Genomic DNA, 25,133 nt, shown 5'->3' with positions numbered 1-25,133 from the left:
GCGAAAAGCGGGGCTGCGCGGCAAGGTAAGGAAAGGCTGCGTAACCGTGGGTAACCACGAATCCGCCCTGGTCTGCAAGCATAGGCCCCATCATGATGTGGATCGTTGGCGCGAGGCTTTGTCCCCCGCGCCGCGTTCGCACGACACACACTGTTTGACGAAGAGTATGAGCATGAAACGATTGATCGCCCTTGCGGGTGTAGTTGCGCTGGCGACGGCGCTCAGCGGTTGTTGCCTGTTTCCTTTCTGCGGCCCGGGCGGCCCCGGTAGCTGGGGTCCTGGCGGTGGCGGCGGTGGTGGCGGTCCTGGTGGCCACGGCGGCGGTGGCGGCCCGCAGGGCGCAGTGATCGTGCCGCACGCATCGACGCTGGCCTGATTGGTTGCCCGATCGCGTGCCTGAGCGGCACTGAGTTGGCAGGAAGCGCTGCGATGTGTCCTGGCCGTCGCAGCGGCTGATCCGCGCCGCGCACGTGAACCTGTTCCGCTGCGCGGCAGTACGACCAAGCGAGGATGATTTGAAAGTAGCGCAGCTAGGCGTCGCGATCATCACGATGAACGCCGCGCAGCATCTGGCGGAATGCCTGCAGTCCGTGCGTTTTGCCGGCGAGATCGTCGTGCTCGATAGCGGCAGCACCGACAACACCGTCGAGATCGCGCGCCAGCACGGCGCACGCGTGATCGAAAGCGCAGACTGGCCCGGCTTCGGCGAGCAGAAGAATCGCGCGATTGCCGCGTTGTCCACGCCGTGGATACTCTCGCTCGACGCCGACGAAATCGTCACGCCCGAACTGGCGCACTCGATCCGCACGGCCGTCATGGCGCCGGAACTGGCGACCTATGCGGTGGACCGGCTGTCGAGTTTCTGCGGCGAATGGATTTATCACTCGGGCTGGTATCCGGACTGGATTCCGCGCCTGTTTCCGCGCGAACTCGCGCGCTTTTCGAGCGATCTCGTGCACGAGCGTCTGGTGTACGACGTGCCGTGCAAACGCCTCGAAGGCAAACTGCTGCATTACTCGTACGACAGCTACGAAACCGTGCTGCGCAAGATGGACGCGTATTCGACGCTGGGCGCCGAACAGCGTCGCTCGGGCGGCAAGAAAAGCAGCGTGAGAAAGGCGCTCGGGCGCGGTGCTTGGGCGTTTATTCGCACCTATGTGCTGCGGCGCGGTTTTCTCGATGGCCGCGCGGGGCTCATCATCGCGGTGTATAACGCCGAAACCGTCTATTACCGTTTTCTGAAGCTCACCCGGCTCGCTGCGCAGCCGGACGCGCCGGTGCGCTGAAAACCGCTCGCCCGTTCAAGAACGGCCTGATGACGTCGGCACGGTTGCGGGCGTCACGCCTGCTGCGGCGGCGGCGGGTGCGACGCCTGGCTCGGCTTCAATGCGCCGGAAAATCAGCGCGGAAATCAGCGTGATCGCGCCCACCACCGCGAAGCTCGCGCGAAAGCCGAGCGCCATCGTCCCGCCATGTTGTTCAACGAGGCTCACGAGCGCACCGCCGATCGTCACGCCCAGTCCCATCGCCAGCATCTGCACCATCGAAAAGAGACTGTTGCCGCTGCCCGCGTCTTCGTGGGAGAGGCCCTTGAGCGTGACGCTGTTCATCGCCGCGAACTGCATCGAATTGGCCGCGCCGAAGATGGCCAGCACGATAATTTCGACGATCACCGGCGTGTCGCGTGAAATGAGTGCGAACGCAACGATCGAGCCGCCCACAATCAAGGTATTCACGAGCAGGAACATGTCGTAGCCGTAGCGGCGGATCAACGGCGCGATCCAGCGCTTGGCCACCGTGCCCGCGAGTGCGGCAGGCAGCATCATGAGACCCGAGTGCAGCGGCGTATAGCCGAGTTCGAGTTGCATCAGCAACGGCACGAGAAACGGCACCGCGCTCGACCCGACCCGGCACACCAGATTGCCGATCAAACCGACACTGAAATTAGGCTCGCCAAACAGCGCGAGTCTGAACAGCGGCTCGCGGCGGCGGCGCGCATACGGCACATAGACGAGCGCGGAAGCGAGTCCCAGCGCGAAAAGTCCCGCCGACCACGCCGCGCGATGCGTTTGCACCGGCGCATCGAAGGCGAGCGAAAACGCGATCATGCACAGCGATACCAGCGCACAACCCACCACATCGAAAGGCGGCGCGACGCTGCCCGACGCACGCGGCAGATAACGTTGCACCGCGGCCATGCCGGCAAGACCGATCGGCACGTTGATCAGGAAGATCCAGTGCCACGTGATGGCCTGCACGAACCAGCCGCCGAGCGTCGGGCCGACGATCGGGCCCACCTGGCCGGCCACCGAAATCAGCGCGAGCGCGGAGACATATTGCTCGCCGCTCACGGCGCGCAGCACGGCGAGGCGGCCGATCGGCATCAACATCGACCCGCCGATGCCTTGCAGCACGCGCGCGATCACGAGCTGGCCGAGCGTGTGCGAACTCGCGCAGCACACTGAGCCGAGCACGAAAATGAGGATGGCGGCGAAGTAGACGCGGCGGGTGCCGAAGCGGTCGGCGAGCCAGCCAGAGGCGGGCGTGAGCATCGCCATGGTGAGCGTGTAGGCGACGATCACCGGCTGCATCACGAGCGGTTGGACGCCGAGGCTGTGCGCCATGGAGGGCAGCGCGGTGTTGACGATCGTGGTGTCGAGCGCCTGCATGAAAAAGCCTGCGGCGACGATCCACAGCAACGCCGTCTGGCTTGAATCCTTGTTCATCGGGACTTCCTGAGCGCCGGCGAGCGGTTTGTCGTGCCCGGCGTGCGTGCCGCACCCGGCCCCGCGGCGCAATGATCTGCAATCCCGTCATGATATTGTCATCGCCTGAAATCGGGAACCCCACTAAGGACGCTGACTGTTATCGGGGATGGCGATAACAAGGCCATAGAGATACGATTCCAGTGACGCTGAGCCGTTGAAGCCTCGTGCCAGACAGACGCGTTCTGTTAGCTAAAGAGTTTCGCGCGCAGATGGTCGAGGATATTGCGCTTCGGGCGCACAGTCTCGACGATGGCGTTGCTGGTGCCGCTGCCGACCTGTGCGTCCCAGATCGTCGTGGTGAGGTTGCCGGTGGGATGATGCGTCACTTGCCAGCCGCTGCGGCGAAGCGCTTCGCGGAAGTAATCTTCCTGAAATCCCAATTCGAGCCAGCCGTGGTGCCGGATAGCCCATAGCGATTCGCCATCGAGGCGAACGCCCCACGGCACGGGGAATTTCTGGGTAATAGGTTCGGCGATGAAATAAAGGTGGCCGCCCGGTTTTATGATGCGGTGCAGCGCGCGAAGCAACCGGCGATGATCTGCGCAATGATGAAAGCATTCAAAGAAAATCGCAGCGTCGAATTTTTCGTCCAACCTTTCCGAGAGCAGGAAGTCGTCATTGATCGAGCGAATCTTCACGTCGAGTTGCGCAGCACGTTTCTGAACGAGCCGGCAAAAGCTTTCTTCAATATCAACGGTCGTGACGTCGTAGCCCGACTGTGCGAGGGCGAGCGCCATGTTTCCCCAGCCGGCGCCGAATTCGATCACGCGGGCGGGCGGGGCAATATGCATCCGGCTCAATAGCGCGGCAATTGCGGCGTATTGCGATCCGATTAATCGAGGTGATTGGGTGCTGTAAGGAAAGACTTTTTCGAGCGTTGTTGCATCGACGGGATAAGCCTCGTTTTCCGTCTTATAGGGCTTACCCGCAATCTGCTGGTAGAGATTCATTTGTTCCAGCAGATACTTCTCGCTGAAAGGATCGAGATCGACACCTACGGGAGCCATGTTAAAAGACTGAAACATGTCTCTTAGCGCGGCGTCAGAGATGGCAGCTGCGCGGTGACACTCGGCGATTTTCTGATCGAGCCCTTCGATCGTCGTGATCGTTTCCATGCGTCCTCTCGGGATTCCATGTCCGGGCGATATTACCACGTTGAAATATTTGGAAAGGAGTGCGTGTGATGGTCAGCGCAGAGTGTTCGGGATCGACGTCGAGCCCCTTTGATTTCAATCAGGCGCGTGACGTCATAGGGTGGGTCGCAAGCCCGGTTGGCAGTGCATTGAGTGATTGCAATTAGCGTATGTATGTAGTCAGTTTGACGATAACAAATAAGACATTCAGTCCATGCTCAATCCCATCTGGCTAAAATCCTTCGCGACCGTCGCGGCTTGCCACAGCTTCACCGAGGCGGCGCGTCAACTCGATCTCACGCAGTCGAGTGTCAGTGAGCACGTGCGCCGTCTCGAGCAGGAAATCGGCCGGCGTCTCTTCGTGCGCGACACGCATTCGCTCGCGATCACGCCCGACGGCGAGGCGATGCTCGCGCATGCGGGCGCGATCCTTCAGGCGATCAACCGCGCCGAATCGCAATTCCGCGCGCCGCGTCTGCGCGGGCGCGTGCGCCTTGGCTGCTCCGACGATATCGCGCTCGGCCCGCTACCCACGGTGCTTACGGCGTTTCGTAACGCGCATCCGGACGTGGAACTCGAAATCACCATCGGCATGACGGGGCAGCTATACGAACTGCTGGATTCGGGCGCGATCGAGCTGATGGTGGGCAAACGGCGTCTGGGCGACAAACGCGGCACCGCGCTATTTACGGGCCGGCTCGAATGGCTCGCGCGCGCGGGCACGAGCGTGGATCTCACGCAGCCACTGCCGCTGATTCTGGTCGCCGAACCCAGCGTGACGCGCGCCGTGGTGCTCGACGCGTTGGCGCAGACCGATTTTCGCTGGCAGGTGGTGTGCACGAGCAGCAGTCATTCGGGTTGTGTGGCGGCGGCGCGCGGCGGGTTGGGGATTACGGTGCGCCCGCAATATCTGGCCGCGCGCGGACTTGCGCCGCCGGTCAACGGCGCGAGTCTGCCTGTGTTGCCCGACGTGGAATTCATCGCGCTGGCGGCGAAGCGCCTGAGCCGTCCGGCGCAGACGCTGCTTCAATTGCTGCACGACAGCGATTTGCGTGGGTCGTGGATTGGGGAGTGACCGGGGCGTCCAACAGCGCTCACTTTCGGATTCTTCGTATATGAATCTATCCCTGACAAGATCATTGTGTCGCGTGTAGGCGGTATTGCCTGCTGTAGTACGACAACACATTGATCGACCCCATGATGCGATGGTTGAAGAGCCTTGGCGTTGCCGCTGTGATTACACGCAGCGCCCGTGGGAAAACGATGCGTTTTTCTGCGGTGACATGGCGACTGCTTATTGGGAGGAAGGAATGGGCCTCCTTCTCAAGACTCATCCACCCGACGAGTGTAGTCGCGCTTATGAGTTTGACTATGCTCATGACCGGCGCGGCGGCGCAGGCAGGGAGCCCTAACATGCCGACCAGAACCCTGTCGACGGCGCAGCAAACCGCACTTCTTCACTACACCGAACTCGGACTTCGCTGGATAAAAGGTGACATCTCGTTCGAAGACGTCACGGATGTGATGGGCGAGCCAGAACTCAAACTGGATCAGCCTGGAAAAACGCAATACTGCTATTACGTTGACGACGCGATGGCGGTGTACTTCATTTTCAATCGCGTTAGCGAAGCGCCGGGCGGAACCTCTTCAGTGGCGGGATTCCGTATTGAAGCCGGTGACGAGATAGAAACGCATATTCCCTACGAGCAATTCGATCGAATGGGATTGCAGCGCGTTGTCTATGGCGAAAAAATCGACGAAGCCAGAATCGAGCGGCGCGACTTCTTTGTTCCGGTCGGTGTCGGAGACCTCTCGCATTCCATACCGATCAATTCGGTCTCGTTCTGGTATCGGCTACCTGTGCCCAAAAACTCGCCCTACGATATCTACGCGGCGTTCAACTATCTTGCCGAGTTGGTCCGTGAGACAGGACCGTGGGACTTAAGCATCGTGCGCCAGGCTACGAATCTGCGTTACCTGGGCATTGCGCGTGTTGATCGGGGCGCAAACGCAACGGCCGATCCGCACCCGCCGCTTCGTCATGGATCAACGCCGTGACATCGGGCCCGGCACAGATTGACACCCGTATCTATCCCTGCACCTCACCCTCAACCACTCTTGCCCGCGTCGACTGACTCAACACGATCCGCGCGGTCAGCCCACTCGGGCGACGATTGATCAGCGTCAACTCGCCGCCGTGCGCGCGCACGATGTCGCGCACGATCGCGAGCCCGAGTCCCACGCTGCCCGGCTGGCCGCGTCGCGAAGGATCGAGTCGCACGAACGGTTCCAGCACATCGCGCAGCCGCGTTTCGGGGATGCCGGGTCCGTCGTCGCTGACGTCGATCAGAATCGTCTCGCCGCGCACCGACGCCACCACCACCACCGTTTCGCCAAAACGCAGCGCATTGTCGATCAGATTCGCCAGCACGCGTTGCATGCCATCGGGGCGGCAGAAGCAACGGATCTGGTGCGGTCCTTCATAGCGGATCGCCGCGCCCGCTTCTTCGTATTCGTCGCAGACGGTCGCGATCAGCGCGCTCAGATCGAGCCATTCCTTGTTTTCGTCGCTATTTCCCGAGCTTAAAAACGATAGCGCCGACGACACCATCGTCTGCATCAGGTCGATGTCCTTGCGCAGTTTGTCGCGCACGGTTTCGCTTTCGTTGGTGTCCAGTTGCAGGCGCATGCGCGTCAGCGGCGTGCGCAGATCGTGGCTGACCGCCGCCAGCATGCGCGTGCGGTTGTGCAGCGAATGCGTGATGCGCTCCTGCATCATATTGAAGGCGTGCGCGGCGCGGCGGATTTCGAGCGGTCCTTCTTCTTCGATCGGCGCAAGCGCAATCTCGCGTCCAAAGGCATCGGCTTTATCGGCGAGACGGCGCAGCGGCCGGACCACGCGCGACACCGCCCAGGCGGACATCGCCGCAATGCCCACGAACATGAACAGCAAGGCGCCGACAAAGGGAAACGTGAGACGCGGCGGCTCGGGGCCGATGCGCTGCGTGCGCGCTTCGAGCACGGTTGCATCGTCGTCGCGCAGGTGCACGACCACCTGGATCGTGCCGTTCGGATTGAGCGGATCGCAGGAATGCACGCTCACCGTCGCGCCGATATCGCTCAACTCGTTGCGCAGCGTGCGGCGCAGTTCGCCGTTATCGAGCGTGTTGACGGTGCAGCGCGAGGGCGTGCGCGTCATGCCCAGCGTGAGTTGCGGCGTTTGCAGCGCGAGTGCCGTTTGCGCGCGCGCGGCGGCGGGCGTGTTCGCCAGCACGCGCGCGGCGCTGGCGATCCGATAGGTCGGCACCCAGGGCCACGGCGGCGTGGGCGGCCCGCCCGGATAGAACAGCAGCAGGATGAACAGGCCGAACGTGATGGTCGACGAACACGCGATGATGGCGAGAATCTGCCCGAGCGTGGTGGAGAAGAAGTTGGAGAGGAAGCGGCGCATCAGGCGTGCATCACTCGAATACGACGTCGGGCTGGAAGGCATAGCCGTCCGCCCGCACCGTGCGGATGGTTTCTTCGAGCGGATCGTCGCCGCTGAGCTTGCGGCGCAGCCGGCTCACCAGCAGGTCGATCGAGCGCGAGGCGATCGGAAAGTTCTTGCCGCGGGTGAGCGCGATCAGTTCTTCGCGCGACAGCACCTGGCGCGGCTGGCGGCAGAACACCAGCAGCAGATCGGTTTCCGCACCGGTGAGCGGGATGCGCAGGCCCGCGGGCGAGCGCACGAAACGCCGGTACGGATAGAACGTATAGCCCGAAAACGCGATGATCAGTTCGGCGCCCGGGTCGCGCGCGGCTTCGCTGCCCGATTGTGCGGATGACGCGGCGCCGGGTTCCGCGCCGCTGGGCGGACGACGCAGCGCGGAGCGCATACGCGCTAGCAGCTCGCGCAGATCGAAGGGCTTGGAGACGTAATCGTCGGCGCCCAGTTCGAGGCCGATTACTTTGTCGGTGGTCTCGACCAGCGCGGTCAGCATGATGATGCGCGGCCCGCCCGAGGCGCGCAGGCGGCGGCACAGTTCGAGCCCGTCCATGCCCGGCAGCATCACGTCGAGCAACACCAGTTCCACGCTTTCCTGCGCGAGCAACGCCAGCGCCTGCTCGGCGCTGCCGGCGATGCGCGTGCGATAGCCTTTGCCGCTCAGAAACTGGGCGAGGGGAGCACTGATGTCCGGGTCGTCTTCGACGATGAGAATGGGGGCGTTGTTCAAGAGAAGGACGGCGCAGAAAGCGCACAGAAAAGTCCCTTTCATTGTCCGATAATTCGCCGGCGCTGGGGCTGCATATCGTGTGTCAATCTGGATACATTGTGTTGATTCCATTAAAAATCAACAAGATAAGCGCGTCATGCCGTATCGTTCGCGGCTTCATTCACGTATCGCGAACGGCATGGACAAGCGAGTAGAGCCTCCCAAAACTCCTGATGAAACCGGTGTGCGCGAGCCGCACGAAAGCAGCCAGGCACGGCGCCGCCGCGTCTGGCCGTGGGCGCTGCTGGTGCTCGCGGTCAGCGCGGGCGCATTGTTCGCGCTGCGCCCGCATGGCGCGCCCGCTGGCGGCCCGCCGGGATTTCCGGGTGGGCCGGGCGGTCCTGGCGGCCCCGGTGGACCCGGCGGCATGATGGGCGGCCAGGCGCAATCGGTGGGCGTGGCGGCGGCGGCAACCGGCGATGTGCCGGTGCGTCTGAGCTCGCTCGGCACCGTGACGTCGCTGGCGACCGTCACCGTCAAGTCGCAGATCAGCGGCTATCTGCAGGCGATCGATTTCCGCGAAGGCCAGCAGGTGAAAAAGGGCGATCTGCTTGCGCAGGTCGATCCGCGCCAGTACGAAGTGCTGCTCAAGCAGTATCAGGGACAGGTTGTGAAGGACAAGGCGCTGCTCGATAACGCGCGCCTCGACCTCGCGCGCTACCAGCGCCTCGCCAAAACGGATTCGGTCTCGCAGCAGACGCTCGACACCGCCGAAGCCACCGTGCGCGAATACGAAGGCACGGTGCTCACGGATCAGGCCCAGGTGGATGCGGAAAAGCTCAATCTCACGTACTGCCGCATCGTCTCGCCGGTGGACGGGCGCGTGGGTCTGCGTCAGGTCGACGTGGGCAATTACGTGACGGCATCGGACACGGACGGCGTGGTCGTCGTGACCGAAACCGATCCGATCTCGGTCGTGTTCACGCTGCCCGAGGACGATCTGCGCCGCCTGAACAAGCGTCTGGCGAGCGGCGCGCGTCTGCAGGTCGTGGCCTACGACCGCGCGGGCGATGAAAAGCTCGCGGACGGCGTGCTCGATACCGTCGATAACCAGATCGACACCACGACCGGCACCGTGAAGCTGCGCGCGCTCTTCAAGAACGCCGACGGCGCGCTGTTCCCTAACCAGTTCGTGAATATCTCGCTGCTGCTCGACACGCTGCACGATGCGGTGACGATTCCGTCCGAAGCCGTGCAGACGGGCACGCCCGGCACCTTCGTCTATCGCGTCAACGACAACCAGACGGTGTCGCTGCGCAAGATCCGCACGGGCGCTGCTGCCGATGGCAAAACGGCTGTGCTCGCCGGTCTCGCGGCGGGCGATCGCATCGTGATCGACGGCGCCGACCATCTGAGCGACGGCGCGAAGATCCGCGAGCCGCAGCAGGGCGCCGCTAAAAATGCGGATAAAAACGCCGATAAGAACGCCACGAAGACCGCCGCCGAAGCCAAGGCCCGCCCGCAGTCATGAATCCGTCGCGCCTCTTTATTCTGCGGCCCGTCGCGACTACCTTGCTGATGGCGGCGCTGCTCGTCGTCGGCATGGTGGCGTGGCGCTTCCTGCCGCTTTCCGCGCTGCCCTCGGTCGAGTACACGACGATCCAGGTGCAGACCTTCTACCCGGGCGCGAGCCCGGACGTGATGACCTCCGCCGTCACCGCGCCGCTCGAACAGCAGCTCGGCGAAATGGCGGGCCTCAAGCAGATGGCTTCGCATTCGTCGGCGGGCGCATCGGTCATCACGCTGCAATTCGATCTGGCCGTGTCGATGGACGTGGCCGAGCAGGAAGTGCAGGCTGCCATCAACGCCGCCGACAGCCTGCTGCCGAGCGATCTGCCCGCGCCGCCCGTCTACGCCAAGGTCAATCCCGCCGACGCCCCCATCCTCACGCTCGCCGTCACCTCGCCGACGATGCCGCTGACCGATGTGCAGGCGCTCACCAACACGCGCATCGCGCAGAAGATTTCGCAGATGTCGGGCGTGGGTCTCGTCACGCTGTCGGGCGGCCACAAGCCGGCTGTGCGCGTGCGTCCGAACATTCGCGCGCTGGCTGCGTACGGCCTGAACGTGGACGATCTTCGCACCACGCTCACCAACGTCAACACGAACGCGCCCAAGGGTTCGCTCGACGGCCCGCATCGCGCGTGGACGATCGACTCGAACGACCAGATCGAAGATCCCGAGCAGTATCTGGATACCGTGATTGCGTATCGCAGCGGCCGTCCCGTGCGTCTGCGCGATGTCGCCGAAGTGGTGGCGGGCGCGGAGAACACGCAACTGGCGGCGTGGAGCAACGACACGCCCGCGATCCTGCTCAACGTGCAGCGCCAGCCCGGCGCGAACGTCATCAAGGTGGCCGATTCGATCAAGGCGATGCTGCCCGCGCTCACGCGCGATCTGCCTTCGTCCGTGCACGTTTCGCTGCTGACGGACCGCACGACCACGATTCGCGCTTCGGTCAAGGACGTGCAGTTCGAACTGGCGCTGGCTGTTGCGCTGGTGGTGATGGTGATCTTCGTGTTCCTGCGCAACGTGCCGGCCACGCTGATTCCGAGCCTGTCCGTGCCGCTCTCGCTGGTGGGCACGTTTGCGGCGATGTATCTGTGGGGTTTCAGCCTCGACAATCTTTCGCTGATGGCGCTGACCATCGCGACCGGCTTCGTGGTGGACGACGCCATCGTCGTGATCGAGAACATCAGCCGTCACGTGGAAGCGGGCATGACGCCGATGGACGCCGCGCTCAAAGGCTCGCGCGAGATTGGCTTCACGATTATTTCGCTGACGGTTTCGCTGCTCGCGGTGCTGATTCCGCTGCTGTTCATGGGCGATGTGATCGGGCGTCTGTTCTACGAGTTCGCGGTGACGCTGGCGGTGGCGATCGTGATTTCGGCGGTCGTTTCGCTCACGCTGGTGCCGATGCTGTGCGCGCGTCTGCTGCGCCCTGGCATGCACGCGAAGCAGCGTGAACACAAAGGCCGCGACTGGTTCGCCCCGGTCATGCGGCAATATGAGCGTGCGCTCACGTTCGCGCTCGACCACGAAAAGGCCACGCTCGCGGTTGCGGTGGGCACGTTCGCGCTGACCGCCGCGCTGTATGTGCTGATCCCCAAGGGCTTTTTCCCGACCCAGGATACGGGCGTGATTCAGGGCATCACCGAAGCCTCGCAATCGATCTCGTTCGAGCGCATGAGTGCGCTGCAAACGCAACTCGCCGATGTGGTGCTCAAGGACCCGGATGTGATGAGCCTTTCGTCGTCGGTGGGCGTGGACGGCAGCAACATGACGCTCAATATGGGCCGCATGCAGATCAACCTGAAGCCGAAGGACGAACGCAGCGCCTCGGCCAGCGAGATCATTCGCCGCCTGCAAACCGAAACCGCCGATGTGACCGGCATCGCCTTGCATATGCAGCCGGTGCAGGACCTGAGCGTGGATACGCAGGTCAGCGCGACGCAGTATCAGTTCATGCTCGACAACCCGTCGATGGACACGTTGAGCACGTGGACCCCGAAACTGCTGGCGGAACTGCGCAAGCAACCCGAACTCACCGATGTCACGAGCGATCTCCAGGACGCGGGCCTTGCGGCCACCGTACAGGTCGATCGCGCGACGGCGGCGCGCTTCGGCATTACGCTCGCGACCATCGACAATGCGCTCTACGACAACTTCGGACAACGTATCGTCAGCACCATCTTCACGCAGTCGGACCAGAAGCGCGTGATCATGGAAATCGATCCGAAGCTCGCGCGCGGGCTCGGCGCGTTCGATTCGATCTATCTGCCTTCGTCCACGGCGACGGACGGCCAGGTGCCGCTTTCGGCGGTCGCGCAGATCGTCACCAGCAAGAAGCCGATCCAGATTTCGCATCTGGGCCAGTTCCCGGCCACGACGATCTCGTTCAATCTCGCCAAGGGCGCTTCGCTGGGCGCGGCGGTCAAGGCCGTCAAGCGCGCGCAAGCCGCCGTGGCCTTGCCGGACAGTTTCGAAACGCGCTTCCAGGGCGCGACGGAAGCGTTCCAGTCGTCGCTGTCGAGCGAACTCTATCTGGTGCTGGCGGCCGTGCTCGTGATGTACGTCGTGCTGGGCGTGCTCTATGAGAGCTTCGTGCATCCGCTCACGATTCTCTCCACGCTGCCTTCAGCGGGCATTGGCGCGCTGCTGGCAATGGCGATGACGGGCGCGGATCTCGACATCATCGGCGTGATCGGCATTGTGTTGCTGATCGGTATCGTCAAGAAGAACGCGATCATGATGATCGACTTCGCCCTTGCCGCCGAACGCGACGAAGGCCTCACGCCGCGCGAAGCGATTCATCAGGCCTGCCTGCTGCGCCTGCGCCCGATTCTGATGACGACGATGGCCGCGCTGATCGCCGCCGTGCCGCTCGCCCTGGGCACCGGCAGCGGTTCGGAGCTGCGTCATCCGCTGGGTATCGCGATGATCGGCGGTCTGGTGTTCAGCCAGGCGCTCACGCTGTTTACCACGCCGGCCGTTTATCTGGCGATGGAGCGCATGGCGGCCTGGCTGCGCGCGCGCGGCTGGACGCTGAATGACGCGCAGCGAGGCGCATCATGAACCTGAGCGCGATCTTCATTCGCCGGCCGGTCGCGACGATCCTGATGACGATCGCGATTGCGGTGGCCGGCGCGCTGGCGTTCGGCCATCTGCCGGTCGCGCCGCTGCCCGCGGTGGATTTTCCGACCATCCGCGTGCAGGCGCAGATGTCCGGCGCGAGCCCCGAAACCATGGCGGCCACGGTGGCCGCGCCGCTCGAACGCCATCTGGGCCAGATTGCCGACGTCACGGAAATGACCTCGCAAAGCAGCGTCGGCTCCACCGACGTCATTCTGCAATTCGGCCTCGACCGCGATATCAACGGCGCAGCGCGCGACGTGCAGGCCGCCATCAACGCAGCGCGCGCGGACCTGCCGAGCGCGCTCAAAGCGAACCCGAGCTATCGCAAGTTCAATCCCGCCGATGCGCCGATCCTGATCGTCTCGCTGACCTCGAAGACGCTCACGCCGGGCCAGCTTTACGACAGCGCGGCGACCGTGCTGCAACAGCGGCTCATGCAGATCGACGGGATCGGCAATGTCGATCTGAACGGCAGTTCGCTGCCCGCCGTGCGCGTCGAGCTGAACGCGGGCGCGCTTTTCAAATACGGCATTGGCCTTGAAGACGTGCGCGCGGCGCTTTCGGGCGCGAATGCGGATAGCGCGAAGGGCATGGTCAGCGACGGCAAACTGCGCTGGCAGCTTTACGCCAACGATCAGGCCGAACGCGCCGACGAATACCGCAATCTCGTGGTCGCGTGGCGCAACAGCCGGCCGGTGTTCCTGCGCGATGTGGCGCAGGTCAACGACTCGGTGGAAAGCCTGCGCAACGTCGGCTATGTGAACGGCAAGCCTGCGGTGATGCTGTGGATCTTCAAGCAGCCGGGCGGCAATATCGTCGATGTGGTCGATCGCGTGAAAGCGGTGCTGCCGCAATTGCAGGCCGCGTTGCCGCCGGGCACCGAAGTCACGCTGTCCGACGACCGCAGCAGCACGATTCGCGCTTCGCTCTCGCATACCGAGCGCACGCTGGTGATCGCCGTGGTGCTGGTCGTGCTGGTGGTATTGGCCTTCCTGCGCAACGTGCGCGCAACGCTGATTCCCGCCGTGACCGTGCCGGTTTCGATCCTCGGCACTTTCGGCGCGATGAAGCTGTTCGGCTACAGCCTCGACAATCTCTCGCTGATGGCGCTGACCATCGCCACCGGCTTTGTCGTGGACGATGCGATCGTTGTGCTGGAGAACATCTCGCGCCACCGCGAGCGCGGCGCATCGCGTTTCGAAGCGGCACTCGCCGGTGCGAAGGAAGTGAGCTTCACGGTGATTTCGATGAGCGTTTCGCTGATCGCCGTGTTTCTGCCGATCCTGCTGATGGGTGGGCTGGTGGGCCGCATCTTCCGCGAATTCGCAATCGTGCTGTCGATTTCGATCGCCGTTTCGATGCTGCTCGCGCTCACCACGACGCCCACGCTATGCGCGCTGTTCCTGCGCGATGAACACGACGCTGCTGCGAAGCCGCGTAGCAGCAATCGCTTTATGCGCTTTTTCACGCGTGTGGGCGATACCTTTGGCCGCTGGTTCGACGCAGCGGAGCGCGTCTACGCGCGCACGCTGGGCGCCGCGCTGCGTCATCCGCTGCTCGTGCTGGCGACGCTGCTCGCAACCATTGCGCTCAACGTCATGCTCTATGCCGTGGTGCCCAAAAGTCTCTTTCCGCAGCAGGATAGCGGGCTGATGGGCGGCGGCATGATGGCCGATCAAAGCATCTCGTTCCAGGCGATGAGCGTGAAAGTGAAGCAGGCGCTCGCCATCGTCAAGGCTGATCCCGCCGTGCAGACGGTGGTGGGTTTCACGGGCGGTCACGGCACGAATCAGGCCTTTACCAGCGTCACGCTCAAGCCGCTCGACGAACGCAAGGATTCGGCGTTTACCGTGATGGCGCGTTTGCGCAAGAAGCTCGCGACGATTCCGGGCGCGCAACTGATGATGTTCCCGCGCCAGGATCTGATGGTGGGCGGGCGCCAGAGTTTTGCGCAGTTCCAGTACACGCTGCAAGGCGACGACACCGCGCAGGTCCAGCAATGGGGCACGCGCCTGACGGAAGCGCTCAAGCGCGTGCCCGCGCTCGCCGATGTCAGCTCCGACCAGCAGAATGGCGGCCTTTCGGCGAAGGTCGTGGTCGACCGCGCGACGGCGATGCGCTTCGGCCTCACGCCCGACACGATCGACGCCACGCTCTATGACGCGTTCGGCGAGCGCGAAGTGTCGACCATCTACAAGGAGCAGAACCAGTATCACGTGGTGATGGAAATCGCACCGAAGTGGCTGCAAGACCCGTCCTCGCTCAACGATATCTATGTGAGCACGTCGGGCGCTTCGGCGAGCGGCACGTCGTCGACGAATGCGGTGTCTGGCACGGTGACGAGTTCGTCGTCATCGTCGTCCTCTTCGTCATCGTCGTCGAGCACCAGCAGTTCGACATCGAGCGCGAGCACGAACGCGGCCACCAATTCGATCGCGACCAGCACCGGCGGCAGCGTGTCGACCGGGCAGGCCGTGAGCACGTCGAGCAGCACGATGGTGCCGCTCTCCGCGTTCTCGAAACTGGTGGAGGCGCACACGCCGGTTTCGGTGAATCACCAGGGCCAGGCCGTCGCCGCGACGATTTCGTTCAATCTCGCCAACGGCTATCAGCTGGCCGATGCCACCGCCGCCGTCGAGCAGACCGTGAAGGACCTCAACATGCCGAACTCCGTGCACGGCGCGTTTGCCGGCACGGCAGGCAGCGCGCTTGCGGCGGCGTCCACCATGCCCTTGTTGATCGGCGCGGCGCTGCTGGCGGTGTATGCCGTGCTCGGCATGCTGTACGAAAGCTATGTGCATCCGCTGACGATTCTCTCGACGCTGCCTTCCGCAGGCGTGGGCGCGGTGATCGCGCTGCTGGCGACCAACACGGAATTCTCGGTGATTGCGTTGATCGGCGTGTTTCTGCTGATCGGCATCGTCAAGAAGAACGCGATCATGATGGTCGACTTCGCGCTCGACGCGCAGCGCACGCAAAACCTCTCGCCCGCCGAGGCGATTCGCGCGGCCTGCGTGATGCGCTTTCGCCCGATCATGATGACGACCTGCGCGGCGCTGTTCGGCGCGGTGCCGCTCGTGCTCGATCAGGGTATGGGCGCGGAACTGCGCCGGCCGCTGGGCATCGCCATCATCGGCGGGCTGATCGTGAGCCAGTTGCTCACGCTCTACACCACGCCTGTCGTCTACCTCTATCTCGATCGCCTGCGCCATCGCGCGCGCGCCCTGTGGCGCCGCGTGTTCCCCGGTTCGTCCGGCGGCGCGATGACGGACACCTCATCATGAAGCTTCCTATCCGTATCAGCACGACTCTTTGCACGGCGATTGCGCTGGGCGCGACGCTGCTCGCGTTGCAGGGCTGTACCGTTGGCCCCGAATATCGCCGTCCCGATGTGGTGACGCCGGTCGCTTTCAAGGAAGCGCCGCAAGGCTGGAAAAACGCTGCGCCCGCCGATGGCGCCGCACGCGGCGACTGGTGGAGCGTCTACAACGATCCCGTGCTCGATTCGCTCGTGCCGCAAGTGGCCATCAACAATCAGAACCTGAAGGCCTACGAGGCGGCGTATCGTCAGGCGCTGGCGGTGGTGCGCGAAGCGCGCGCCTCGCTCGCGCCGACTGTTTCGCTCGCGCCCGGTGTTACGCGCGCGCGCAGCAGCAACGTCACGTCGACCACCGGTTCGCTGGAAGCCAGCGGCTCGTGGGATCTCGATCTGTGGGGCAAGGTGCGCCGCCAGATCGAAAGCGACAAGGCGAGCGCGCAGTCGAGCGCCGCGCAGCTTGCGGACCTGACGCTTTCCGCCCAGGAAGAGCTTGTTTCGGACTACTTTTCGATGCGTTACCAGGACTCGCTCACGCGTTTGCTGAACGACACCGTGAAGGCCTACGAACGCAGCCTGGAGATCACGCGTAACCAGTACGAAGCGGGCGTGGCGGCACGCTCGGACGTCGTGACCGCGCAGACCACCTTGGCGACCGCGCGTGCCTCGGCGATTGCGGCGGAAGAGTTGCGCGATCAGTACGAGCACGCGATTGCGCTGCTGATCGGCAAGCCGCCATCGGCATTGACGATTGCACCCGCGGAACTCGCGCAGAGCGTGCCCGATGTGCCGCTGGTGGTGCCGTCGGCGCTGCTCGAACGTCGCCCGGATATCGCCGAAGCGGAACGCACGATGGCGCAGGAAAATGCGCTGATCGGCGTGGCCGTGGCCGCGTACTATCCGACCATTTCGCTTTCGGGCGTGGCGGGCTTTTCGGGCGCGGCGCCCTTGCTGACGGCGGCCAATACGCTGTGGTCGCTCGCGGCGAGCGGCAGCGAAACGCTGATCGATGGCGGTTCGCGTTCGGCGGCGGTCGATTCGGCGCGCGCGACTTATGACCAGAGCGTCGCCAATTACCGGCAGACGGTGTTGACCGCATTCCACGATGTCGAAGACGAATTGTCGAACCTGCGCGTGCTGGGCGACCAGGCGGTGGCGCAGGACGAAGCCGTGAAACTCGCGCGCCAGTCGGTGCAGATTTCGCTCGACGAATACGAAGCGGGCACGGTCACCTACACCACGGTGGTGACCGCGCAGGCGACGGCGCTCTCGAACGAAGAGACCGCATTGCAGGTGCGTTCGAACCGGCTGATTGCCAGCGCAAGCCTGATCAAGGCGCTGGGCGGCGGCTGGGACGCGTCGCGTCTGCAGGACACGAAGCAGGCGCAGCGTTGATGATCGGCGTGCAAGACATGCGTGTGGGCACGAAAGCGCGCGCCGAAACCACGGCGCGCTCGCAGCGCATTCTCGTGGTCGATTCCGATCGCGCGGTCTGCGAAATGCTCGAGGGTTTTCTCGGCGACGCGGGCTTTCGCGTGACGGTGCAGCATATGGCTGGGCAATTGGCGGCCGATATCCGCTCGACCTTGCCCGACCTCGTGCTGATGGAGCGGCGCTTTCCCGATCTCGACGGTTTCACGGCGCTCAAGCAGTTGCGCGGCCATGGCGACGCGACGCCGGTGATCGTGATGTCGACGCTTGCGGATGCGATCGATCGCGTGATCGGACTCGAACTGGGCGCAGACGATTATCTGGCCAAGCCTTTCGTGCCCTCCGAACTGCTTGCGCGCATTCGCGCGGTGTTGCGGCGCACGCTGGCGGGCGCGCTATCCGATGCATCGTGCGCGAGCGCTTACGTGCACGCGAGGCAGCCGGATCTCAGTTTTGGGCCTTATCGCGTGGTGTTTTCTTCGCGCACGTTGCTGCGCGACGGGGTGCCGCAACGTCTCACGGAAAGCCAGTTTTCGCTGCTCGCGGTGTTTGCGCAACGGCCGCTGGTGACGCTCACGCGCAATCGCCTGGCGGTGCTGATGCAAGGCGGCATCCGCGAAAGCAGTGTGAATGTGGCCATTACGCGGCTGCGCGAATTATTGCCCTGCGATCCTTCGCAGCCGCACTGGATTCGCACCGTGCGCGGCGAAGGTTATCGCTTCGTGCCGGACCCGGCCGGTGAGGGCTGAAATCGCAGGCTTGCCTGAAGTGCGTGCGCGCCGCTTTTTCAAGCCGCCTCAACGCGATTGCGGCCCGCTTTCTTGGCGCGATAGAGCGCGCGATCGGCACGTTTGATCAACGCTTCGATATCGTGCTCATTGGGCTCGCGCGTGACCACGCCGATGCTCACGGAAAACGGAATGGGTTTGAGCAGCCAGGTGTGTTCGAAATCCTGCGCTTCGATGCGCTGCCGCAATGTTTGCGCCACCGTATAGGCGCGCGTGGCATCCGCGCCGGGCAGCGCCGCGACAAATTCCTCGCCGCCCCAGCGTGCGAAAAGAATCGGCTCATTGGTCACGCTCATGCCGACTTTCGCCAGCACGCACAGCACTTCGTCGCCAACCGGGTGTCCGTAGGTATCGTTGATCTCCTTGAAATAATCGATGTCGAGAATAAACATCGAAAAGGCATCCGACGTGCCCAGCATGCGGGCAACAAACTCCAGACATTCGCGGCGATTCGGCAAACCGGTGAGCGGGTCGGTGACGGCCTGTTTCTTCAGGCGGTCCAGCAATTGCGCGCGATCGGTAATGTCGCGTACCACCGCAGTGAATTCCGTTTCGCCATCGACGTCGATACGCGAAATGGCGATCTCCACCGGAATAATCGAGCCGTTGCGATGGCGCCCGTACACGCTATTGCTTTCGTCCATACGCGGCGGCGTCATGGCGCGCATTTCCATGAGGGGCGAATCGGCGAACTTGCGCACGTTATTGGAATGGTTCGCGCGGAACTGTTCCGGCAGCAAGGTCTCGATGCGTTTGCCGATTATCTCGGTGGAGGAATAGCCGAATAGATTTTCTGCCGCGCGATTGAATAACGTGATGCAGTGCTGCTGATCGATGGTGACGATCGCGTCATAGGCAGAGTCGACTACGGCGCGATAGCGCGAAGCGTTAATCGTTTGTTGATGCGTCGATTCGGGTTGCGCGGCGGTAGTTTCGGTTGTGACGAGCACTTCAGTGACCGTCCGGCCATCGTTGGCGAATTGGAACGGCGTGAGTGTGATGCGCAATGCGTGATTGCGGATGCAGACCGGTTCCGTGCGGCTGGATTCATTCGCAGCCGAAAAAACCATGCGCAGCGCTTCGCCAAACTCATTGCGGCACTGATCCCATCTGGCATCGGCCAATAGCGTATCGACGGGTACAGGCAAAGGCCGAATGACTGATTGAATCTGCTCGAAGAACGATGGGTTGCCCGAAATGACAATGCAGGCTCCACGGTCGTCGCGCGTAACGATAGCGACGCCAATGGCAGGGTACTTCACGATTTTATGCGGCTTGTTGTGCAACTCAGACATACCTTGACCTTGCGGGAGGATTACACGGCATCCGTCCAGACGTTCTTCCGGCATTGTTGCACAGCCATTATTCGCTGGCGTCCAGCATTTTTCAGGCCCGCGACTGCCGCCGGATTGCGGTCGGAACCTCACAGCCTCAGAGCTGCGAGTCAAGCAGCGCAACCGCGCGTTCCAGCAGCTTTTCCGCAGGCGAACGGCGGCGCCAGTCTTCAAGCGTGATGCGTTTTGCGTGGCCGATGTCCTGGTCGAATAGCGCCGTTTGCTCGCGCGCGAAATCGCGATCGTAAATGTTGAGATTGGCTTCGTCGTTGAGTTTGAATGAACGGCTGTCGAAATTCGTCGAACCCACCGACACCAGATATTCGTCGACCACCATCAGCTTGCAATGGAACATCGTCGGTTGATACTCGTACATTTGCACGCCGGCTGCAAGCAGATCGCCCCAGCAAGCACGCGATGCTTCGCGCACGGTATGCGTGTCGATGCGTTGTCCCGGCGTGATGATCTGCACTTTCACCCCGCGTTTGGCGGCTTCGACGATGGCGTTGATCGTCAGTTTGTCGGGCACGAAATAGGCGCTCGCGAGATGAATGGAGTGCGTCGCGGCCGTAATGGCCATGAGGTACATGAGTTGCATGTCGTCGCTGCCGCCCGAGGGCGAACTGCTGAACATGTGCGCGAAGCCATCGCCGGCGGCGTCGATCTGCGGGAAATATTGCGGGCCGTGTAAGACATTGCCGGTAGCCTTGACCCAGTTGTCCATGAAGACCGCCTGCATATGGCCGACGGCCGGACCTTCGATACGAAAGTGCGTATCGCGCCAATGCTTTTCGTCCTGCGCGTGGCCGGTCCATTCTTCGGCAATACCCACGCCGCCGGTGAAACCCAGCTTGCCGTCGATCACCAGCAATTTGCGGTGCGTACGATCGTTCATGCGGCCAAGGCCGGTCCAGTGCGGCTTGTGATACTGAACCACTTCCGCGCCCGCCTCGCGCAGCATGCGCAGATAGCGCTTATCCATCTTCGACGAACCGACCCAATCGAGCAGCACATGCACGGCCACGCCTGCGCGCGCCTTGTCCGAGAGCGCTTGCGCAACCTTTTCGCCGATCGCGCCGGACCAGTAGATAAACGTCTCGAAGGTGATGCTGTGCCGGGCATTGCGGATGCCTTCCAGCATGGCCGGAAAAATCTCGTCGCCGTTCACGAGCACCGCAAACCGGTTGCCGCCGATGATCGGTGGTCCGAGCAGCAGACCCATCGAACGGGCGAATTGCGGATTGTCGCTTGCGTACAGTCGTTCGATCTTGTGCTCGATTTTCTTCTCGCCGCTGGTGAGATTCGCGATCACCAGCACGACGATTAGCGTCAGCGCAACGGTCAGCACAATCACGGCGAGCAGGGCGAGGGTCGGCATGCGCGGGCCTCGGAACGGGGGAGCGAGAAGTGAACGAGCGTTTCTGTCGACGTGATGTCGCATCGAACGTGCCCGGCTGGCGCGGAGTCGATGCCGGGTGAATAGCTGGTGAGTAGTGTGTTGGGAAACCCGCTAAAGAACGCGGCCGCTTTGCCGTTATAGATTAACCAAATGGTTAATTTTTTCCGTCTGGCCTAACGTCTTTCCCCCGTTTCCTGTCCGTTATCTGCGATTCGATATGAAAGTCTCAACCAAGCTGATCGTTCTTGTCGGCACCGCGCTGGTCGGCGTTGTCTGCATTGCCGCTATTACCCTGTCGCAGCTCAAGGCGTCGCTCGTCGAAAGCCGGCAGCAGCAGATCACCAATCTTCTGCTGAAAGCCGAACATCTGGTGCTGTATTACCAGGGACAGGAAGCGCAGGGCAAACTCTCGCGCGATGCCGCGCAGACGGCCGCGAAGGCTGCGGTCAGCCAGTTGAATGCGGACAGCAAAAGCTATTTCTGGATCACCACGACGGACAGCATCAACCTCGTGCATCCGAATCCGGGCCTGATCGGCACGAAAACGGGGGGCAATCGCACGACGATGGGCGATCTCACCGACACCCAGGCTTACGCACAAGGGCTGTCGCGCGAGCACATCGCGCTGGTGGACGTGTTGATCCACCGCTCGCCCGATAGCCCGCTGGAGCCGAAATTGCAGGGCGTGGTGGCCATTCCTGGCTGGAACTGGTGGATCGGCACCGGCTTTTTCTACGACGATATCAATGCCGCGTTCTGGCGTGTCGCGCGCACGATGATTGCGATTGCCGTGCTGATTTTTGCGGCGGTGGGCACGATGGCGTGGCTCATGACGCGCAGTATCCGCCGCGCGCTGGGCGGCGAGCCGGCCGACGCCGCGGAGCTGGCCGCGCAGATCGCCGCCGGCAACCTCAATACGCACGTACGACTGGCCGCCGACGATCGATCGAGCCTCATGTATGCGCTTCACGAAATGCGCGGCAAACTCAGCGAACTCGTGCAGGGCATTCAGTATTCGAGCGATTCGATTGCGACGGGCTCATCGGAAATTGCCCAGGGTAATGCCGATCTGTCGCAACGCACCGAAGAGCAGGCCGCCTCGCTCGAAGAAACGGCGGCGAGCATGGAGCAATTGACCGCCACCGTTAAACAGAATGCCGAAAATGCGCGCCAGGCGCGACAGCTTGCGGTGCTCGCCTCGGACGCGACGGGGCGCGGCGGCAGCGCCGTCAACGAGGTGATCGAGACCATGCGCGGTATCGCCAACGAGTCGAATCGTATCGGCGAGATTATTGGCACGATCGAGGGGATTGCGTTTCAGACCAATATTCTGGCGCTGAACGCGGCAGTGGAAGCCGCGCGTGCGGGCGATGAAGGGCGCGGCTTTGCGGTGGTGGCGGGCGAAGTGCGGGCGCTCGCGCAGCGTAGCGCCTCGGCGGCGAAGGACATTAAAGCGTTGATCGGCTCGTCGGTGGAGCGCGTGGATGTGGGCTCGGGGCAGGTGGCAGTGGCCGGCGAGCGCATGAGGGAGATCGTGCAGTCGATTACGCGTGTGAGCGACATCATGGGCGAAATCGAGGCGGCTTCGGTCGAGCAGAGCACCGGCATCGAGCAGGTGAATCAGGCGGTCTCGCAGATGGATACGGTCACGCAGCAGAACGCGGCGCTGGTGGAACAGGCGGCGGCGGCCGCGGCGGCGCTCGACGAGCAGGCGACGCGTTTGCGCTCTACGGTGGCGGTTTTCCAGATTTGACCTAGGCTTTCTGGTAAGCGGGCGTGCGCCAATTCGCCACATCAAGTACACTGGCGCCGTTTTTAACTAGTTAGTACAGAGTTTGCTGGACAGGCGGGCGCGCTGCAAGGCGCTCCGTGAGCAAAACCTGGAAACGCCATGACGTCCTCACAACAACCACCGTCTCAGCCGTTCGCGCCTTCGCGGCGGCAATTTCTCATCGGCACGACCGTGCTCGCGACGCTTAGCGTGGCGGGCCTCGGCGCCCTTGGGGTCGCGCACGCGCAAGCCGCCGCGACTGCCGATGCAGGCGCCGCCGCAGACTTCGCTGCTTTCATGAAGCTTTCGCAGTATCTGACCGGCAAGAGCACGCTCGACGTCGAAATCGGCCGGGCGATTCTTGCAGGGTTGCGCGGCGACGACGCCAGCGCCAGCACCACGATCGCGCAACTCAACGACTTCGTGGCGAGCACGAATACCCCTGCAAACACGCTGCAATCGGTGCTGGACGCCTCGCAGCCGGCGCTGGCGAAGCTGCCGAAGAAAGTGGTGACGGCGTGGTATCTGGGTGTGGTCGGCACGGGCAAGCATGCCCGCACGGTCGCCTATGAACAGGCGCTCATGTATCCGCCCATCGCGGACGTCATCGTCATGCCGAGCTACGCGCGCGGCGTGCCTGGTTACTGGGCCAAGCCCCCAGTGCTGTCCCACTCCTGATCCCCGCATTCCTATGGCAACGAATCAATCCGCCGACGTCGTGATCGTCGGCGCCGGCATTGCGTCCGGTCAGATCGCACAGAAGCTCGCCAAGGCGGGTATCGACGTTCTCATGCTCGAAGCAGGCCCGCGCATCGAGCGCTGGCGCATCGTCGAAAATTACCGGAATAGTCCATTTAAGTCGGATTTCCAGTCGCCGTATCCGCCCACGGAGCACGCGCCGCATCCGCAGTATTCGCCGAGCAACGATTATCTCGTGCAGCGCGGGCCGGAGCAGTACAAGGCCGGTTATCTGCGCATGGTGGGCGGGACGACGTGGCATTGGTCGGCGCAATCGTGGCGACTGCTGCCCAACGACATGAAGCTGAAAACGCTCTACGGCGTGGGCCGCGACTGGCCCATCAGCTATGACGATCTCGAGCCGTATTATTACGAGGCCGAAGTCGAAATGGGCGTGGGCGGTCCCGAGGATCTCGGTTCGCCGCGCTCGAAACCTTATCCGCATCCGCCGCTGCCGCTCTCCGACTTCGACCAGAAGTTCAAGGACGTCGTGGAGAAAGCGGGTTACAAGCACGTGACCGAACCGGCCGCGCGCAATACCGCGCCGTTCGATGGTCGTCCGGCTTGTTGCGGCAATAGCAACTGCATGCCGATCTGCCCGATCGAAGCACAATACACGGGCGAAACGGCGATTCGCAAGGCCGAAGCCGCGAAGGCGCGTCTGCTGCCCAATGCCGTGGTCTATCGCATCGAGCACGACGAGCGCGGCCGTATCGTCGCGGTGCACTATAAGGACCCGGACGGCAACACGCAGCGCGTGACCGGCAAGATCTTCGTGCTGGCTTCGAACGCCATCGAAACGCCCAAGCTCATGCTGATCTCGAAGAGCGACAAATTCCAGAACGGTATCGGCAATAGCTCGGACCAGGTGGGCCGCAATCTGATGGATCACCCGGGCACGACGGTCACTTTCCTGTCCGCCGAACCGATGTGGCCTGGCCGCGGCCCGATGCGTCTTTCGTGCATCAACAATCTGCGTGACGGTGCGTTCCGCTCGGAATATTCGGCGATGAAACTGAACGTCGGCAATTATTCGCCGATGCGCGGCGTCACCGATTATCTGATTTCGAAGGGCGTCTACGGCGCGGAACTCGACGAGAAGATTCGTGAATACGCGTCGCGCTGGGTCGTGGTGAACAGCTTCTTCGATATTCTGCCGGACCCGGAAAACCGCATTACGGCGAGCACGGAATTCAAGGACAAGCTGGGCATTGCGCGTCCTGAAGTGCATTACCGCATCGACGATTACATTAACAAGGCGGCAAAGGTCGCGCGCGGCCATTACGCCCATATCGCGGACCTGTTCGGTGGCACCGAAGTGCGTTTTGACGATAAGTACTTCAACAACAATCACATCATGGGCACGCTCATCATGGGCGACGATCCGCGCGATTCGGTTGTCGACAAGGATTTGCGTTCGCACGATCACGAGAATCTCTTCATCGCGTCGAGCGGCACGATGGCGAGCGCGGGTACGGTGAATTGCACGCTGACGCTTTGCGCGTTGTCGATGCGTCTCGCCGACAAGCTGATCGACGAAATGAAACATGCTTGAGGCGCCTGC

At 62.9% G+C, this 25,133-nt stretch carries 18 protein-coding genes; 12 read left to right on the top strand and 6 right to left on the bottom strand.

Going from position 1 to position 25,133, the window contains the following annotated elements; all coding sequences use genetic code 11:
* Positions 1-172 precede the first annotated feature (172 nt).
* Both G3N59_RS27335 and G3N59_RS27330 read left to right on the top strand, forming a co-directional pair.
* Entirely contained in the window at positions 173-376 is a 204-nt protein-coding gene (locus G3N59_RS27335) for a hypothetical protein (RefSeq protein ID WP_205985937.1), read from the top strand.
* 139 nt (positions 377-515) lie between these two features.
* Positions 516-1,286 carry a glycosyltransferase family 2 protein gene (locus G3N59_RS27330; protein ID WP_205985954.1) on the top strand — a complete coding sequence of 257 codons (771 nt, stop codon included), beginning with the start codon at positions 516-518 and terminating at the stop codon, positions 1,284-1,286.
* A gap of 15 nt (positions 1,287-1,301) precedes the next feature.
* Here the strand turns inward: G3N59_RS27330 and G3N59_RS27325 are convergent, their stop codons facing one another.
* Both G3N59_RS27325 and G3N59_RS27320 read right to left on the bottom strand, forming a co-directional pair.
* A complete protein-coding gene (locus tag G3N59_RS27325; RefSeq protein ID WP_277397940.1) occupies positions 1,302-2,798 on the bottom strand; it encodes a DHA2 family efflux MFS transporter permease subunit in 1,497 nt (498 codons plus the stop codon).
* 155 nt (positions 2,799-2,953) lie between these two features.
* A complete protein-coding gene (locus G3N59_RS27320; RefSeq protein WP_205985935.1) occupies positions 2,954-3,883 on the bottom strand; it encodes a class I SAM-dependent methyltransferase in 930 nt (309 codons plus the stop codon).
* Positions 3,884-4,115: 232 nt separating this feature from the next.
* Between G3N59_RS27320 and G3N59_RS27315 the strand changes: the two genes are divergently transcribed.
* The gene (locus tag G3N59_RS27315; RefSeq protein ID WP_205985934.1) at positions 4,116-4,976 is read left to right on the top strand and encodes a LysR family transcriptional regulator; all 861 of its coding nucleotides are present in this window, start codon (positions 4,116-4,118) and stop codon (positions 4,974-4,976) included.
* A gap of 338 nt (positions 4,977-5,314) precedes the next feature.
* Entirely contained in the window at positions 5,315-5,959 is a 645-nt protein-coding gene (locus G3N59_RS27310) for a hypothetical protein (RefSeq protein ID WP_205985933.1), read from the top strand.
* Between the two features lie 31 nt (positions 5,960-5,990).
* Here G3N59_RS27310 and G3N59_RS27305 read toward each other — a convergent pair whose 3' ends face one another.
* Entirely contained in the window at positions 5,991-7,394 is a 1,404-nt protein-coding gene (locus G3N59_RS27305; protein WP_241024242.1) for an ATP-binding protein, read from the bottom strand.
* Entirely contained in the window at positions 7,363-8,118 is a 756-nt protein-coding gene (locus G3N59_RS27300) for a response regulator transcription factor (RefSeq protein WP_241024224.1), read from the bottom strand. The genes G3N59_RS27305 and G3N59_RS27300 overlap by 32 nt, the downstream gene beginning before the upstream one ends.
* A gap of 178 nt (positions 8,119-8,296) precedes the next feature.
* On the opposite strand from G3N59_RS27300, the gene G3N59_RS27295 reads away from it, so the two are divergent.
* Genes G3N59_RS27295 through G3N59_RS27275 form a run of 5 tightly spaced genes read left to right on the top strand, consistent with a single transcriptional unit; the run spans position 8,297 to position 18,288 of the window.
* Positions 8,297-9,628 carry an MdtA/MuxA family multidrug efflux RND transporter periplasmic adaptor subunit gene (locus tag G3N59_RS27295; RefSeq protein ID WP_205985931.1) on the top strand — a complete coding sequence of 444 codons (1,332 nt, stop codon included), beginning with the start codon at positions 8,297-8,299 and terminating at the stop codon, positions 9,626-9,628.
* Positions 9,625-12,732 (top strand): multidrug efflux RND transporter permease subunit, encoded by a 3,108-nt coding sequence (locus G3N59_RS27290; protein ID WP_205985930.1) that lies wholly within the window; start codon positions 9,625-9,627, stop codon positions 12,730-12,732. Before G3N59_RS27295 ends, G3N59_RS27290 begins: the two co-directional genes overlap by 4 nt.
* Positions 12,729-16,076, top strand: coding sequence for an efflux RND transporter permease subunit (locus tag G3N59_RS27285; protein ID WP_205985929.1), 3,348 nt, complete (start codon positions 12,729-12,731; stop codon positions 16,074-16,076). Before G3N59_RS27290 ends, G3N59_RS27285 begins: the two co-directional genes overlap by 4 nt.
* On the top strand, positions 16,073-17,503 hold the full coding sequence (locus G3N59_RS27280; protein ID WP_205985928.1) for an efflux transporter outer membrane subunit: 1,431 nt from the start codon (positions 16,073-16,075) through the stop codon (positions 17,501-17,503). The genes G3N59_RS27285 and G3N59_RS27280 overlap by 4 nt, the downstream gene beginning before the upstream one ends.
* Entirely contained in the window at positions 17,503-18,288 is a 786-nt protein-coding gene (locus G3N59_RS27275; protein WP_205985927.1) for a response regulator transcription factor, read from the top strand. The genes G3N59_RS27280 and G3N59_RS27275 overlap by 1 nt, the downstream gene beginning before the upstream one ends.
* A gap of 38 nt (positions 18,289-18,326) precedes the next feature.
* Here the strand turns inward: G3N59_RS27275 and G3N59_RS27270 are convergent, their stop codons facing one another.
* Both G3N59_RS27270 and cls read right to left on the bottom strand, forming a co-directional pair.
* On the bottom strand, positions 18,327-19,622 hold the full coding sequence (locus G3N59_RS27270; protein ID WP_205985952.1) for a diguanylate cyclase: 1,296 nt from the start codon (positions 19,620-19,622) through the stop codon (positions 18,327-18,329).
* A 136-nt stretch (positions 19,623-19,758) separates the two neighbouring features.
* Complete coding sequence (gene cls / locus G3N59_RS27265; protein ID WP_205985926.1) at positions 19,759-21,039, bottom strand: cardiolipin synthase; 1,281 nt, start codon at positions 21,037-21,039, stop codon at positions 19,759-19,761.
* Positions 21,040-21,277: 238 nt separating this feature from the next.
* Between cls and G3N59_RS27260 the strand changes: the two genes are divergently transcribed.
* The 3 genes from G3N59_RS27260 (at position 21,278) to G3N59_RS27250 (ending at position 25,124) form a co-directional block, all read left to right on the top strand.
* Positions 21,278-22,813, top strand: a complete 1,536-nt coding sequence (locus G3N59_RS27260) for a methyl-accepting chemotaxis protein (protein ID WP_205985925.1) — start codon at positions 21,278-21,280, stop codon at positions 22,811-22,813.
* Between the two features lie 138 nt (positions 22,814-22,951).
* On the top strand, positions 22,952-23,509 hold the full coding sequence (locus G3N59_RS27255; protein ID WP_205985924.1) for a sugar dehydrogenase complex small subunit: 558 nt from the start codon (positions 22,952-22,954) through the stop codon (positions 23,507-23,509).
* Positions 23,510-23,522: 13 nt separating this feature from the next.
* Entirely contained in the window at positions 23,523-25,124 is a 1,602-nt protein-coding gene (locus G3N59_RS27250; RefSeq protein WP_205985923.1) for a GMC family oxidoreductase, read from the top strand.
* Positions 25,125-25,133: the final 9 nt, after the last annotated feature.

Source organism: Paraburkholderia sp. Ac-20340 (genome assembly GCF_017104965.1).
Classification (GTDB): Bacteria; Pseudomonadota; Gammaproteobacteria; order Burkholderiales; family Burkholderiaceae; genus Paraburkholderia.
The sequence above is the reverse complement of the archived record's forward strand: the minus strand, read 5'-3'. Positions and strand labels throughout refer to the sequence as shown.